General features: G+C 68.0%; 16 protein-coding genes. 10 read left to right on the top strand and 6 right to left on the bottom strand.

Translation table 11 applies throughout. From position 1 onward, the window contains the following. Positions 1-67 precede the first annotated feature (67 nt). From RZ1_RS05005 to phoU, 4 genes are all read left to right on the top strand, one after another. Complete coding sequence (locus RZ1_RS05005) at positions 68-1,021, top strand: acyl-ACP desaturase (RefSeq protein ID WP_072809739.1); 954 nt, start codon at positions 68-70, stop codon at positions 1,019-1,021. Between the two features lie 136 nt (positions 1,022-1,157). Beyond that, a complete protein-coding gene (gene dusB, locus RZ1_RS05000) occupies positions 1,158-2,300 on the top strand; it encodes a tRNA dihydrouridine synthase DusB (RefSeq protein ID WP_072809738.1) in 1,143 nt (380 codons plus the stop codon). Positions 2,301-2,666: 366 nt separating this feature from the next. Further along, positions 2,667-4,745, top strand: coding sequence for an LCP family protein (locus tag RZ1_RS04995; RefSeq protein WP_072809789.1), 2,079 nt, complete (start codon positions 2,667-2,669; stop codon positions 4,743-4,745). A 97-nt stretch (positions 4,746-4,842) separates the two neighbouring features. Next, entirely contained in the window at positions 4,843-5,550 is a 708-nt protein-coding gene (gene phoU, locus RZ1_RS04990) for a phosphate signaling complex protein PhoU (protein ID WP_072809736.1), read from the top strand. An 81-nt stretch (positions 5,551-5,631) separates the two neighbouring features. On the opposite strand, the gene pstB is transcribed toward phoU, so the two are convergent. The 6 genes from pstB to RZ1_RS04960 all read right to left on the bottom strand — a co-directional run bounded on the left by pstB (position 5,632) and on the right by RZ1_RS04960 (position 11,495). Further along, a complete protein-coding gene (gene pstB / locus RZ1_RS04985) occupies positions 5,632-6,408 on the bottom strand; it encodes a phosphate ABC transporter ATP-binding protein PstB (RefSeq protein WP_072809734.1) in 777 nt (258 codons plus the stop codon). Positions 6,409-6,457: 49 nt separating this feature from the next. Then, the gene (pstA, locus tag RZ1_RS04980) at positions 6,458-7,369 is read right to left on the bottom strand and encodes a phosphate ABC transporter permease PstA (protein ID WP_072809732.1); all 912 of its coding nucleotides are present in this window, start codon (positions 7,367-7,369) and stop codon (positions 6,458-6,460) included. A 3-nt stretch (positions 7,370-7,372) separates the two neighbouring features. Continuing rightward, a complete protein-coding gene (gene pstC, locus RZ1_RS04975; RefSeq protein ID WP_072809731.1) occupies positions 7,373-8,425 on the bottom strand; it encodes a phosphate ABC transporter permease subunit PstC in 1,053 nt (350 codons plus the stop codon). Positions 8,426-8,486: 61 nt separating this feature from the next. Further along, positions 8,487-9,605, bottom strand: a complete 1,119-nt coding sequence (gene pstS / locus RZ1_RS04970; protein ID WP_072809729.1) for a phosphate ABC transporter substrate-binding protein PstS — start codon at positions 9,603-9,605, stop codon at positions 8,487-8,489. A 221-nt stretch (positions 9,606-9,826) separates the two neighbouring features. Next, positions 9,827-10,750, bottom strand: coding sequence for a mycothiol synthase (mshD, locus tag RZ1_RS04965; RefSeq protein WP_072809727.1), 924 nt, complete (start codon positions 10,748-10,750; stop codon positions 9,827-9,829). 10 nt (positions 10,751-10,760) lie between these two features. Further along, positions 10,761-11,495, bottom strand: a complete 735-nt coding sequence (locus RZ1_RS04960; protein ID WP_072809726.1) for a winged helix-turn-helix transcriptional regulator — start codon at positions 11,493-11,495, stop codon at positions 10,761-10,763. A 133-nt stretch (positions 11,496-11,628) separates the two neighbouring features. Here RZ1_RS04960 and RZ1_RS04955 point away from each other — a divergent pair, with 133 nt between their 5' ends. The 6 genes from RZ1_RS04955 to RZ1_RS04935 all read left to right on the top strand — a co-directional run bounded on the left by RZ1_RS04955 (position 11,629) and on the right by RZ1_RS04935 (position 14,784). Continuing rightward, positions 11,629-12,408, top strand: a complete 780-nt coding sequence (locus RZ1_RS04955) for an LmeA family phospholipid-binding protein (protein WP_083583530.1) — start codon at positions 11,629-11,631, stop codon at positions 12,406-12,408. Further along, complete coding sequence (locus RZ1_RS04950; protein ID WP_072809724.1) at positions 12,405-12,869, top strand: thioredoxin family protein; 465 nt, start codon at positions 12,405-12,407, stop codon at positions 12,867-12,869. The genes RZ1_RS04955 and RZ1_RS04950 overlap by 4 nt, the downstream gene beginning before the upstream one ends. 22 nt (positions 12,870-12,891) lie before the next feature. After that, complete coding sequence (locus RZ1_RS31810) at positions 12,892-12,975, top strand: putative leader peptide (protein WP_371306501.1); 84 nt, start codon at positions 12,892-12,894, stop codon at positions 12,973-12,975. Positions 12,976-13,113: 138 nt separating this feature from the next. Then, positions 13,114-13,581 carry a DUF4395 domain-containing protein gene (locus RZ1_RS04945; protein WP_072809722.1) on the top strand — a complete coding sequence of 156 codons (468 nt, stop codon included), beginning with the start codon at positions 13,114-13,116 and terminating at the stop codon, positions 13,579-13,581. Positions 13,582-13,639: 58 nt separating this feature from the next. Continuing rightward, on the top strand, positions 13,640-14,473 hold the full coding sequence (locus RZ1_RS04940) for a sulfurtransferase (protein ID WP_072809721.1): 834 nt from the start codon (positions 13,640-13,642) through the stop codon (positions 14,471-14,473). Positions 14,474-14,478: 5 nt separating this feature from the next. Then, positions 14,479-14,784: a DUF1416 domain-containing protein gene (locus tag RZ1_RS04935; RefSeq protein WP_072809719.1), complete on the top strand. Its 306-nt coding sequence runs from the start codon at positions 14,479-14,481 to the stop codon at positions 14,782-14,784. Positions 14,785-14,800 lie beyond the last annotated feature (16 nt).

Below are 14,800 nucleotides of genomic sequence, written 5' to 3'. Positions count from 1 at the left end.
TCGTCCCAACGCAAACCTACGGTCCCGTAGGCTGTAGGACGCCACACAACCACGGAGGGAAATCGGAATGACGCGAGTCATGACTCAGCTGGAGCTTCTGCGCGAGCTGGAGCCCGTAGCGGAGGCGAACGTCAACCGGCATCTGTCCATGGCCCGCGACTGGCATCCGCACGACTACGTCCCGTGGGACGAGGGCCGCAACTTCGCGGCCATGGGCGGCGAGGACTGGGAGCCGGAGCATTCGCGGCTCGACGACGTCGCCAAGGCGGCGATGATCACGAACCTGCTGACCGAGGACAACCTGCCGTCCTACCACCGCGAGATCGCCGAGAACTTCTCGCCCGACGGCGCGTGGGGCACCTGGGTCGGCCGCTGGACCGCCGAGGAAAACCGCCACGGCATCGTGATGCGCGACTACCTGGTCGTGACCCGCGGCGTCGACCCGGTGGCCCTCGAGAACGCGCGCATGGAGCACATGACGGCTGGCTTCTTCCCGGGCAACAACAACGGCCTGCTGCGGTCGGTTGCCTACGTGACCTTCCAGGAGCTCGCCACCCGCGTCTCGCACCGCAACACCGGCAAGGCCTGCAACGATCCCGTCGCCGACCGGATGCTGCAGCGCATCGCGGCGGACGAGAACCTGCACATGATCTTCTACCGCAATATCTGCGAGGCCGCCCTCGACGTCGCGCCCGCCCAGACGCTGACGGCGATCACCGAGATCCTGAAGCAGTTCCAGATGCCCGGAGCGGGAATGCCGAACTTCCGCCGCAACGGCGTGCTCATGGCCAAGCACGGTATCTACGACCTGCGCCAGCACCTCGACGAAGTCGTCCAGCCGGTGCTGCGCAAATGGAACATCTTCGAACGTGACTTCGGGTCCGAGGGCGCCCAGACGCTCGACGAACTCGGCACGTTCCTCGAGGATCTGGAACGCCAGGCCGTGAAGTTCGAGGACATGCGCGACCGTTCCCTGGCCCGTGACGCCGCGCGCCGCGAACGCGCCGAAGCGACAGTCTGATCGCAGCCGATTCCGTGCCGGTGGCCTCCACCGGATATCCTGTGCCCGGTACCGAACGATTTCGGTGCCGGGCACAGTTGCTCAGTTCGGGCGGTTTCTCGCCCTGCTTCCGACATCGTTTGTTTCCGAGGTTTGCATGTCCCGCCTTCGCATCGGCTCGCTCGAACTCGACAGTCCCGTCGTACTGGCCCCGATGGCCGGCGTCACCAATGTCGCGTTCCGCACCCTGTGCCGTGAACTCGAACTCGAACGTGCCGGCAGCACGTCGGGCCTGTACGTGTGCGAGATGGTGACCGCCCGCGCGCTCGTCGAACGCCATCCGGTGACGATGCACATGACGACCTTCGGCCCCACCGAGACGCCGCGGTCGCTGCAGCTCTACACCGTCGATCCGGACATCACGTACGCGGCGGCCAAGATGATCGTCGACGAGGATCTCGCCGACCACATCGACATGAACTTCGGATGCCCCGTCCCGAAGGTGACCCGCAAGGGTGGCGGTTCCGCGCTGCCGTACAAGCGTCGTCTGTTCGGGCAGATCGTCGCGGCCGCGGTCCGCGCGACCGAGGGCACCGACATCCCGGTGACCGTCAAGTTCCGGATCGGGATCGATGACGAACACCACACTCACCTCGACGCCGGGCGTATCGCGGCGGCCGAGGGCGCGGCGGCGGTGGCCCTGCACGCCCGCACTGCGGCGCAGCGGTACTCCGGCACCGCCGACTGGAACGAGATCGCGCGCCTCAAGGAACACGTCACCGATGTGCCGGTGCTCGGCAACGGAGACATCTTCGACGCGGACGATGCCGCGAAGATGATGGAGCAGACCGGATGCGACGGCGTCGTCGTCGGCCGCGGCTGCCTCGGCCGTCCGTGGCTGTTCGCGGAACTGTCCGCCGCGCTCAACGGTCGCGAAATCCCCACTCCGCCCACGCTCGGTGAGGTCGCGCAGATCATGCGCCGGCATGCCCGGCTGCTCGCCGATCATCACGGCGAGGACAAGGGCATGCGCGAAATCCGCAAGCACATCGCCTGGTACATGCGCGGGTTCCCCGCCGGATCCGATCTGCGCAACGGGCTCGCGCGTGTCTCGAGCCTCGCCGAACTCGACGACCTGCTCGGCCGGCTCGATCCCGACGTCCCGTTCCCGAGGGACGCCGAGGGACCCCGCGGCCGCCAAGGCTCGCCCAGTTCCGTCGCCCTGCCCGACGGCTGGCTCGACGACCCCGAGGACACGCTTGTTCCCGCCGGTGCCGACATGATGCATTCGGGCGGCTAATCGGTCCGCAGACCGGCCGGGATCCCGACATCCCGGCGGACGCCTCGATGCAACGTCATACGGTCAGTATCATGACGGGGTCGCCGACGAGGCGGATGCAACGAGAAGCGGGACATCCGCGGAGAGGCGAGGGAATCGGTGGGTGAGGAGCACGATTCGGGCTTGCCCGACTCTCGCGCTCCCTGGGAACGTCCGCTCGCGGACAGCACCTATCGCGAGTTGCAGTCCGGCCGGATGGATGGACAGGACGCCGACCAGCCCAATCGACGGCACAGCGCTCCCGAGACTCCGACGCGCCGCGCGGAGAGCCGTAACCGCAGGGCCGCGCAACCCGGCGATTCCGAGCAGCTCACCGTCGCCGACCTGATGAACAAGGTCGGCCGCGACAGCGCTCCCGTGGAACGCCGCGAGCCGGCCGCCGCTCCCTCACCGGAACCGGACCGGTTCCCGGTATCGCCGGCGCCGACACCGCGCTCCGCGCGATCCCAGCCTCCGGTTCCGGCACCGCCTCCGGTTCCGGCACCGCCTCCGGTTCCGGCACCGCCTCCGGTTCCGACACCGCCCCCGGCACCGCCGCCCGCGCGGTCGACGTCTCGGCCTCGACCGGCTCCGCCCACCCGATCCTCCCGGGCCACGCCGCCGACACCATCGGAGTCCGTCGCCGAACAGACCCGGGTCGCCGAACCGCCCCGGGTCACCGCGACGACACTGCCGCCGCCGCGCCCGCCGCGTGGCCGGCCGGTGGTCCCGGACGATGAACCGACCGTGCAGATTGCGATGACCGGTGAGTCCTTGGGGCCTGCGGAACCGCCAGAAGGACTCACGGGCGCGGACGCGGACGCGGCGCAACGAGCAGCACCGCAACCCGCCGGGAGGACCGGCGGCCCGAGCAGGCTCGCGGTCAGCAAACGCAGACGCCGGTCCCGGATCGCCCTCGCCGGCCGGACCGTGGTCGCGTTCGCGTCGGTGCTGGCTCTGGTCGGCACCGGCGGCATCTGGGGGTATGTGCGGTCCACCGAGGCGGGCTTCTCGCAGATCGCCGCACTGGACACCGAATCCACCGACATCGTCGACCCGGTCGGGCAGACCGGCGACGAGACATATCTGATCGTCGGCACCGACACTCGCGCCGGGGCGAGCGGCGCAGTCGGCGCGGGCACCGCGGAGGATGCCGAGGGTGCGCGGGCCGACACGGTCATTCTCGTCAACATCCCGGCCGACCGCAGCCGGGTCGTCGCGGTGTCGTTCCCCCGCGACCTCGATGTGGAACGTCCGGTGTGCCGCGGTTGGGACAGCGCCACCGGCGACTATGCGACCGAGATCTTTCCGGCCGCCGACGGCGACAAGCTCAATGCGACCTACGCGCTGGGCGGGCCGAAGTGTCTGGTGAAGGTGATCCAGAAGATGTCCGGCCTGAAGATCGGGCATTTCGTCGGGATCGACTTCGCCGGTTTCGAGTCGATGGTCGACGGGATCGGCGGTGTCGAGGTGTGCACCTCCGCGCCGCTGATCGACGGCGAGCTGGGCACGGTGCTCCCGACGGCGGGACGGCAGATGCTCGACGGCCGGCAGGCACTGGACTACGTCCGCGCCCGCAAGGTCGAAGCCGAGGGCAACGGCGACTACGGCCGGATCACCCGACAGCAGAAGTTCCTGTCGTCCCTGTTGCGGTCCGCGCTGTCCAACAAGGTGCTGCTCGATCCCGGCAAGCTCAACGGCTTCATCAACGCGTTCACCCAGGCCACCTTCGTCGAGAACGTCAACACCGAGTCGCTGGTCAAGCTCGGCCGTTCGCTGCAGAACGTCGATGCCGGTGCCGTCACCTTCCTGACCGTGCCGACGGACGGCACCAACGACTGGGGCAACGAGATCCCGCGCCTGGACGACATCAAGGCGATCTTCCAGGCCATCATCGACGACGGGCCGCTGCCCGGCGAGAAGCGCGACGAGCCGGCCCCGAGCGAGTCGGCGGGCGGCGCGGCCATGGCGGCACCGTCGGCGCCGGCACCGACGGTGCTGCCGGCCCAGGAATCGGTCGACACGAGTTACATCACGCTGCAGGTGTCCAACGCGTCCGGGGAAGCCGGTCTCGCCGCGCGGACCGCGGAATCGCTGGGCGCGTACGGCTACTCCATCTACGCCGTCGGCAACTACTCCGGCACCAGCTCGCACACCATCGTGCGGTTCACTCAGGGCCAGGAAGCCGAGGCTGCAACGGTCGCGTCGATGATCCCCGGTGCGGTGCTCCAGCAGCTGTCGTCCACGGCCGATCGCCTCGGCATCGTCGAGCTCGTGCTCGGATCCGACTTCGCCGGCACGATTGCCGAACCGCAGCTTCCCGGTACGCTCCTCGAACCCATGCCCGTCGAGCAGGCTCCGGCTGGGGAGATCGAACTTCCCGTGGATCTCGCGGTGACGAACGCCGGTGACGACTCCTGCGGCTGACGGCCCGGGTCCGGCACGACGATTCGGATCGGTCGTTCACCCAGCATTCATCCGCTGCTCGTGACGCAGCTTTCTTTCCGCCGTAGGCTGTGAGATTATGCGCGTCGCTTACAACGAACAGATGACAGAGCTCGCCGATCTCCTCGGCGAGATGGCCGGTCTGGCCGGTCTCGCCATGGAACGGTCCACCGAGGCCCTCCTCCATGCCGATCTTCCCCTTGCCGAGATCGTGATCGGTGAACACGACAAGATCACCGATCTGAGTGCGATCTGCGAGGAGAAGGCGTTCGCGCTCCTCGCCCTCCAGGGGCCGGTCGCCGGCGATCTGCGGGCCGTCGTCAGCGCCATCCAGATCGTCGCCGACATCGACCGGATGGGGGCGCTGGCCCTGCACGTGGCCAAGGCGACGCGTCGACGCCACCCCAACCACGTCCTGCCCGAGGAAGTGAACGGGTATTTCGCCGAGATGGGGCGTATCGCCGTGGCTCTGGGTGCCGCCACCAAGGAGATCCTCGAGACCCGCGACCCCGAGCGGGCGGCGCGGCTGCACGAGGAGGACGAGGCGATGGACGACCTGCACCGTCACCTGTTCACGGTTCTGATGGACCGGGAGTGGAAACACGGCGTCGCCGCCGCCGTCGACGTGACGCTGCTCGGGCGATTCTACGAACGCTTCGCCGACCACGCGGTCGAGGTCGGGCGCCGTGTCGTCTTCCTGGTCACGGGCAAGCTCCCGACCGACGAGGACTTCCGCGCGATCCGCGAAAAGCTCGACAACCTGACGGTGTACCCGAACCAGGCGTAGAACGCGCGAAACGGGGCCCGGCCGGACTTTCCGGCCGGGCCCCGTTTCCGTGCACCCGCAGACGCGGCGCGATCTATCCGACTATCCGAAGCGGCCCGAGATGTAGTCCTCGGTGGCCTTCTGCGTCGGGTTCGAGAAGATCTTCTCGGTGTCATCGATCTCGACGAGCCTGCCCGGCTTGCCGGTGGCCTCGAGGTTGAAGAACGCCGTCTGGTCGCTCACCCGGGCGGCCTGCTGCATGTTGTGGGTGACGATGACGATCGTGAAATCCTGCTTGAGTTCGGTGATCAGGTCCTCGATGGCGAGGGTGGAGATCGGGTCGAGCGCCGAGCACGGCTCGTCCATGAGCAGCACGTCCGGGGAGACCGCGATCGCCCGGGCGATGCACAGACGCTGTTGCTGACCACCCGACAGACCGCCACCAGGCTTGTCGAGGCGGTCCTTGACCTCGTTCCACAGGTTCGCACCGCGCAACGACCGCTCGGCGATCTCGTCGAGGGACTTCTTGTCCCGAACTCCCTGCAGCTTCAGGCCGGCCACGACATTGTCGCGAATCGACATGGTAGGGAACGGGTTCGGGCGCTGGAACACCATGCCGATGGTCTTGCGCACACCGACCGGATCAACCGACGAGTCGTAGATGTCCTCACCGTCGAGCAGCACCGAACCTTCGACGCGGGCTCCGGGGGTGACCTCGTGCATGCGGTTGAGCGACCGCAGCACCGTCGACTTGCCGCAGCCCGACGGGCCGATGAACGCGGTGACGTTGCGCGGGGGCACCGACAGCGTCACGTCGGACACGGCATGGAACTTGCCGTAGAAGATATTGACGTCCTTGAGATCCAGACGCTTGGCCATTATCGGCTCCCTAATGGTGTTTCGAACTCGACGAGTGGAGGCGTGTCGGCTACTTCGAGTTGCCGACCTGCGAGAGGCGGCCGACGAGCTTGGCGGCGATGTTCAGCACGGCGATGACCACAATGAGGGTCAGGGCGGCGCCCCAGATGCGCATCGAACCGGCGTCGGTGGGGTTGTTCATCTCGGCGACCATGACGCCGGGCAGCGACCCCATCTCGCCGCCGAACAGATTGAAGTTGATGAAGGGCGCGTAGCCGACCAGGATCAGCAGCGGCGCGGTCTCGCCCATGACACGGGCCAGCGCGAGCATGATGCCGGTGATGATGCCGGGCAGCGCGGTCGGCAGCACGATGCGGGCGATCGTCTTCCACTTCGGGACGCCGAGAGCGTACGACGCCTCACGCAGGTCCTGCGGCACGATCCGGAGCATCTCCTCGGTGCTGCGCACCACGACCGGCACCATGAGCAGCACCAACGCCAGCGACACCGCGAACGCGGACTTCGGGAACCCGAAGGTGGCGATCCACAGCGCGTAGATGAACAGCGCGGCGACGATCGAGGGCACACCGCTGAGGATGTCCACCATGAAGGTCGTGATCCTGGCGAGCTTCGAGTTGCCCGCGTACTCGACAAGGTAGATCGCGACGAACACCCCGAGCGGGATGGAGATGACCGCGCAGACGAGGCCCTGCATGAGGGTGCCGATGAGCGCGTGGTAGATGCCGCCGCCCATCGACGACGCGGACAGGCCGCTGAACGAATTGGTGAACCAGGTCGACGAGAACAGGGCCGGCAGGCCCTTCGCGATCACCGTGGCCAGCACCCAGGCGAGCGGAACCAGCGCGACCAGCACCGAGAGGGTGACGAGCACGGTCGCGGTGTAGTCGGTCAGACGCCGGCGCGCGCCCACGCCCCGGAAAGTCGGCGCCTTGACGGGCGAGTCGAGAACGGTCGTCGACATGGGTCAGTCCTTCTTTCCGGCGACCACCATGCGGGCCGCGGCGTTGACCACGAAAGTGAGTACGAACAGGACCAGACCCGCGGCGATGTAGGCGCCGGCCTGGATGTCGTTGTTGAACTCGGCGTAGCCCAGCGCGATCTTCGAGGCGATGGTGGCGCCGCCGTCGAACAGCGACCACGAGAACGCCTGCGACGTGGTGCGCAGGATCATGTACAGCGCCATCGTCTCGCCGAGCGCGCGGCCGAGGCCGAGCATCGAACCGCTGATGTAGCCCGACTTGCCGAACGGGATCACGGTCGTCCTGACGACCTCCCACCGGGTGGCGCCGAGCGCGAGCGCGGCCTCGACCTGCGCGACCGGGGTCTGCACGAATACCTCGCGGCTGACCGCGGCGATGGTCGGCAGGATCATCACGGCCAGAACGATCCCGGCGGTGAAGATGGTGCCGCCACCGATGATCGACCCGGAACCGTCGGCGAAGAGCGGGAACCAGCCGAGGCTGTCGTTGAGCCACTGCGCGAACGGGCGGATGGCCGGGGCGAGCACCAGCAGGCCCCACAGGCCGTACACGATCGACGGCACCGCAGCCAGCAGGTCGATGACGTACGCGAGCGGCTTCCTGATCCGGTCGGGGCAGTACGAGGTGAGGAAGATGGCGATGCCCAGCGCCACCGGCATCGCGAGGATCAGCGCGAACACCGACACCAGAACCGTGACCTGGAACAGGTCGAGCACCCCGAAGGCCATCTTCTCGACGTCCTGCGTGAGCCACTCACGGCTGGTCAGGAAGTTGACGGTGTTGCGCTGCAGCGCGGGGACCGCCCGCCACACCAGGAACACGGCGATGGCGCCGATGATCAGCGAGACGAGGACGGCCGACCCGGTGGCCAGCGAGCCGAAAATCCTGTCGCCGGGCCGGCTCACCGGCTTGCGGCGTCCGGCGTCGAGATCTGTAATCGTGGCCTCCGGGGTGCTGCCGTGCGGACCGCCCGCCCCTGAACCCCCGTGATCGGGGGCAGGGGTGCGAGGTGCCGAAGTGGTGGGCGCGTCACTCATCTGCGCTCGCAATCTTTCTACGCATGAATATAGATCGGGGCGGTCGTCGCACTGCGGCGGATCAGCCGATGGCGTCGATCGATTCGGTCAGCTTGGCCTTGAACGAGTCGGGCAGCGGGACGTAGCCCTGCTCCGAGAGGCCCGTCTGTCCTTCGTTGGCCGCGCTCGTGAGGAACGACTTGACCGCCGCGGACGTGTCGGCGTCGTAGCCGCCCGAGCACACGATCTCGTAGGTGGCGAGGACCAGCGGGTACGCACCGGCCTCCGTGCTGCCGTAGATCGACGAAAGGTCGAGGGTGAGGTCGCCGCCGCCGGTGCTGGCGAACGCGGCGCCCTCGATGGCCTTGCCGGCGCTCTCCTCGGTGAGTTCGACCGGGCCGGAACCGTTGTCGATCTGCGCGACGCTGAGGTTGCTCTGCTTCGCGAAGGAGCTCTCGACGTAGGTGATGGCACCCGGCGTGCTCGCGACGGCCTGCGCGACACCCGCGGAGCCCTTCGCGCCCTCGCCGACGCCGCCGGTGAAGTCGGAGCCGGCGCCGGTGGTCCACGCGCCGCGCGAGGCGGCCTCGAGGTACTTCTGGACGTTGTCGGTGGTGCCCGAGGAATCCGAGCGGACGACCGGAGCGATGGGCGAATCAGGAAGCGTCGCACCGCTGTTCAGCGTCGCGATGGCCGGATCGTTCCACTTGGTGATGCCACCGTTGAAGATCTTGGCGATGGTCTCGCCGTTGAGAACCAGGTTGTCGACACCCTCGAGGTTGTAGGCGATCGCAACCGGGCCGAACACGAGCGGCAGGTTCCAGGCGGGGTTGCCGGCGCAGCGCTCGGCGGCCTGCGCCGCCTGGTCGCCCTTGATCGCGGAATCGGAGCCCGCGAAGTCGATCTGCTTGGCGATGAACTGCGTACGTCCGTCACCGGAACCCGACGGGTTGTACGCGACGTTGACGTTCTTGCCCTTGTCGTTGCACACGGCGATGTAGGTGGACACGAAGGCGTCCATGGCGTTCTTCTGCGCAGACGATCCTGCGGCCGACAGCGTGTCCTTGCCCTCGCAGGTTGCGGTCGAGGCGGACGCGTCCACATCGACGTCGGCGGCGTTGTTGTCGCTACCGCATGCTGCCAGGGTAAGAGCTCCTGCGGCCATCACGCCGAGCAGGGCGCCACTGCGCTTGAGGTTCACCTGTTCTCCTCCGGAAATTCGCGACCGGCACGCCCGTCGGGCGGCGGGTACAGGCACCGGTCGGTCCTGGTGCCGGGTCGAAGTGGCTCGACCCGTAGCGAACGTAGAGGCGGACAGTGGCCGATCAGGGGATCGTCGGTGAACGGGAGGTGAACCGACACCGAATACATGATGGTTGTATTGAATCCGTCACAGTCCGTTCACCGACGGGGTGAGGCAGGTCACGCGGGTTCCGCGGCCACGGGGCCGGCCTCCCGCGCATAGGCGACGTCGACGTGGAACCGGTCGAAACCGAGCCGGCCGTAGGTGTTCAGTGCGGCCGTGTTGTCACCCTCCACGTACAGCAGCACCGCACCCAGGCCACGGTCGCGCAGATGGTGCAGGCCCGCCAGCGTGAGGAGCCGGCCCAGGCCGCGGCCCTGTGCCTGCGGGTCGATGCCCACCACATACACCTCGCCGAGGGCCGGTTCCGTGTCGGTTGCGGCATGCACCTTCGTCCAGTGGAAGCCCAGCAGCCGATCGGGGTCCTTGCGGTCGAACGCCAGGAACAATCCCGCCGGGTCGAACCAGGCCTCGGCGCGTCGTTCGGCGACGTCGGGCTCGGTCCAGCGGCCCTGTTCCGGATGCCACGCGAACGCGGCAGCATTGACCCGCAAGAGTTCCGCGTCGTCCTCGGGGCCGCGGTACGTGCGGACCAGCAGTGCGTCCGGAACATCGGCACCCGGCAGTTCCGGGGTGGTGAGGGATCGGCGCATCTGCAGCAGTTCGCGCACTCCGGCGAGTCCGAGCCGAGACGCGACCGCGCGGGCCGCCGGCAGGTCGCCGTGAGCCCATACCCGCGTGTCGTCGCCCCCGGCCGACAGCGCAGCCTCGACGAGTTCCGTGCCGAGACCCCGACCGCGGTGTCCGGGATCGACGACGACCTCGGCCATCGCACTGTGCTCGCCGTGGCCGGGAACCAGGACCGCCCAGCCGGCGACCTCACCGTCGGCACGCGCCACGAGGTGGCGGGCGTCGTCGTCGCGGCCGAGCGAGTGCACGCCCTGTTCCGAGACGGGGGCGGTGCCGTCGGCGCTGGTCGCGCGGTCGAGGATCGCGCGCACCGCGGCGGCGACGTCGGGTGTGGGACGAGTGTCGAATTCCATCCCGTCGAGGTTAGTCGGCGAACTCAGTTTCGGGGTCGTCGAATTCGACGGTGGCGACCCCGCCCTTGCCGGACTTGGCGGTGGGCCGGACCGCTTTGTATCCGACGTTGCGGACGGTGCCGATCAGCGACTCGTACTCGGGTCCGAGCTTGGCGCGCAGGCGCCGGACGTGGACGTCGACGGTGCGGGTACCGCCGAAGAAGTCGTAACCCCATACCTCCTGCAGCAACTGGGCCCGGGTGAACACCCGGCCCGCGTGCTGCGCGAGGTACTTGAGGAGTTCGAATTCCTTGTAGGTCAGGTCGAGCGGGCGACCGCGCAGCCGCGCGGTGTAGGTGCCCTCGTCGATGGTCAGCTCGCCGAGAGTGATCTTGCCGGTGTTCTCGGGCGCGACCGCGCCACCGGAACGACCGAGGAGCAGCCGCAGCCGCGCATCGAGTTCGGCGGGGCCCGTGGTGGTGAGCAGGATGTCGTCGAGACCCCATTCCGGGTTGACCGCGACGAGCCCACCTTCGGTGAGCACGGCGACGACGGGAACCGCCGATCCGGTGCTGCCGAGCAGCCGGCACAGTCCTCGCGCCGCGGCCAGGTCGGTGCGGGCGTCGACGATCGCGATGTCCGCCGAGCCCGCCTCCAGCAAGGACGACACTTCGGTCGGCGCGGGCCGGACGGAATGCGCCAGCAGCGCCAGGGACGGCAACACCGCGTCCGGGTTGGGGTCGGAGGTCAGCAGGAGCAGTTCCACCGGGCCTCCATTCTTGGTGTCACGAGGGCGTTCTTTCACTTATGAACGACGCGCTACAGATTAACGCCCCTTTTGTTACCACCGTGTAAGCACACGAACGGTGCACGTCGCCGCGTCGGTCACAATGGTGGGCGTGCGGAAACTGATCCTCGGACTCATCGTCCTCCTCGGCCTCGCCCTGCTCGTCGATTTCGGCGCTGCCGCGTGGTCCGAGTACCGGGTCTCGCGAACCCTGCGCGAGGGCGGTGCCCTGACCTCTGATCCCGCGGTGACCATCCACGGCTTCCCGTTCCTGCTGCAGGCCCGCAACGGCCACTACGAGAACGTCGAGATCCGCGCTCAAGGCGTCCACAGCGACATGCTCGGCGACATCACCATCGAGGCGAACCTGATCGGTGCGCACGCCCAGGCCTCGGAACTGCTCGACGGCTCGATCCGGTCGGTGCCGGTGGACCTGCTCTACGGGCGTGTCCGCATCGACGCGACCGAACTGGGACGGCTCTATAACATCCCCGACCTGCAGATTTCCGCACCACCGGCCAGCAAATCAGACGGCACGGGCGGCTCGGGAGGTTCCGGCCCGACGACCGCCGGCGGAGTGGTGCTCACCGGCACGGTCCCGGTCGGTCCGGTCACCGCCCAGGTGAGCGTCCAGGCCGATCTGCTGCTCGATGGCGACCGCGTCCGCATCGTCGCGTCCGATCTGTACTTCGGCCCCGAGGGCGACGCCGACTACACGGTGCCCGACCCGCTGAAGCCGATCGTGCTGGGTCTGTTCACCACCACGATCGAACCGCAGGATCTGCCGTTCGGTGTGTATCCGACGGCGGTGGAGGCGCGCGGCTCCCAGATCGTCATCGAGGGCGAGGCCCACGACACCGTCATCGATCTGGACGGGGTGCAGCGACTGTGACCGGAATCATCGTTCTCCTCGTCGTTCTCGTCGCCGCCCTGGTGGTGGGCACGGTGCTGCGGTCCCGGTCCGGCGCAGTGCGCGCGGTCGCCGCCGAACCGGAGGCCGCCGGCGTCGACCCGCTGCTGTCCGCACTCGGTATCGGTGTCGGCCCGGAGCCGACGGTGCTGCACTTCTCCGCTCCGTGGTGCGGCCCGTGCGCCGCGGTCCGCCGCGTGGTCACGCAGGTGATCGACAACTTCGCCGCCGCGCGCGACGACCTGCCGATCCCCCGGGACGTCGAGGTCGATCTCGACGAAAACCCGGAACTGGCAAGGAAACTCGGGGTGCTTTCACTGCCGACGACGTTCCTGTTCGACGCGAACGGCACGGAGCGGTTCCGTGTTTCCGGGGTTCCGAACGCGGCGGACCTGACATCGGCGCTCGAGCCCCTGCGCGCCCCTGGGGATTTTCTTTCCTGAGAACTTCGCTACACTCCGTGACGTGCATTCCCGCCAAGAGCTGATGCTCACCCGACGCCGCGCAGTCGACCTGTGCCGCCTCGGTGGCTGTTGTTGTTCCTGCTGATCATCTCGTCTCAGACGTCCACCACCCTCCGGTACGTCGCTTCAGACACAACGATGTGATCGCCCCGCGGTCAGCCGATCGCTTCGGGCACCTCGATACGCCGTGTGCGCGTCCTCGATTCCCGCAGGAGCACCCCTGATGTCCGTTTCAGTTTCCTCTTCCGGCACCGTCGACCAGGTCGACGTCCGCGGTCCCCGCTTCGCCGCGTGGGTCACCACCGCCGTCCTCGTCGCCGTGCTGATCGTCGCGACGTTCTCCACCCCGGCAGCGGGTGTCCTGCTCGCCGTGCAGACCCTGGTGTTCGCACTCGGTGCGGTGTTCGGGCCGCGCCGCAGCCCGTACGGTCGCCTCTTCGCGAGGCTGGTGGCACCGCGTGTCGGTGCGCCGACCGAAACCGAACCCGTGCCGCCGCTGCGTTTCGCACAGCTCGTCGGCTTCGTGTTCGCCGCCGTGGGCACCGTCGGATTCCTCGCGGGTGCCGCCGTGCTCGGGTCCGTCGCCGCCGGGTTCGCGCTGTTCGCCGCGCTGCTCAACGCGGCATTCGGCCTGTGCCTCGGCTGCCGGATCTACCCGCTGGTGGCGCGTCTGCGCCCCGCGTCCTTCTGAACGTTCTTCCACTGTTCCCCAACCGACTTCCTCAGTGTCACCATCGAAAGGAAAATCCATGGCTCGCTCCGACGTCCTGGTCTCTGCAGACTGGGCCGAGCAGAACCTCGATGCGCCGAAGACCGTCTTCGTCGAGGTCGACGAGGACACCGCCGCCTACGACGGTGGCCACATCCCCGGCGCGATCAAGCTCGACTGGCGCAAGGACCTGCAGGACGGCGTCCGCCGCGACTTCCTGAACCAGGAGCAGTTCTCGGAGCTGCTGTCCGCCAAGGGCGTCGCCAACGACGACACCGTGGTTCTGTACGGCGGCAACAACAACTGGTTCGCGGCCTACGCCTATTGGTACTTCAAGCTGTACGGCCACCAGGACGTCAAACTGATCGACGGCGGCCGCAAGAAGTGGGAGCTCGACGGCCGGGAGCTGTCCAAGGACACCGTCACCCGCCCGGCCACCGAGTACAAGGCCTCCACGCCGGATACCTCGATCCGCGCATTCCGCGACGACGTGATCGCTGCGATCGGCAAGGCCAACCTGGTCGACGTGCGTTCCCCCGACGAGTACTCCGGCAAGATCCTCGCGCCGGCGCACCTGCCGCAGGAGCAGGCGCAGCAGCGCGGCCACGTCCCCGGCGCCATCAACATCCCGTGGAGCACCACCGCCAACGAGGACGGCACCTTCAAGTCCGACGAGGACCTCGCAAAGCTGTACGCGGACAAGGGTTTCGACGACTCCCAGGAGACCATCGCCTACTGCCGCATCGGCGAACGCTCGAGCCACACCTGGTTCGTGCTGCAGGAGATCCTCGGTAAGCAGAACGTCAAGAACTACGACGGCAGCTGGGTCGAGTACGGCTCGCTGGTCGGCGCACCGATCGAGTTGGGAGCATAAGAAACATGTGCGGAGCACCCGTTCAGAGCCAGAGCCTGCCTGCGGGCGTCGACGTCGAGAAGGAAACGGTCATCACCGGCCGGGTCCTCGATGCCGACGGCCGGCCTGTCGGCGGCGCCTTCGTGCGCCTGCTCGACAGCACCGATGAGTTCACCGCCGAGGTCGTCGCGTCCGCGACCGGCGACTTCCGCTTCTTCGCCGCTCCCGGCGACTGGAAGGTCCGTGCGCTCTCGAGCGTCGGCAACGGCGACTCGACCGTCAGCCCGAGTGCTGCCGGCGTGCACAACATCGACGTGATCGTCGCCAAGTGACGACGTGATCGTCGCC

It is taken from the genome of Rhodococcus zopfii NBRC 100606 = JCM 9919, from assembly GCF_001895025.1.
GTDB classification, from domain to species: domain Bacteria; phylum Actinomycetota; class Actinomycetes; order Mycobacteriales; family Mycobacteriaceae; genus Rhodococcus; species Rhodococcus zopfii.
This window is presented reverse-complemented; position numbering and strand designations above follow the sequence as displayed.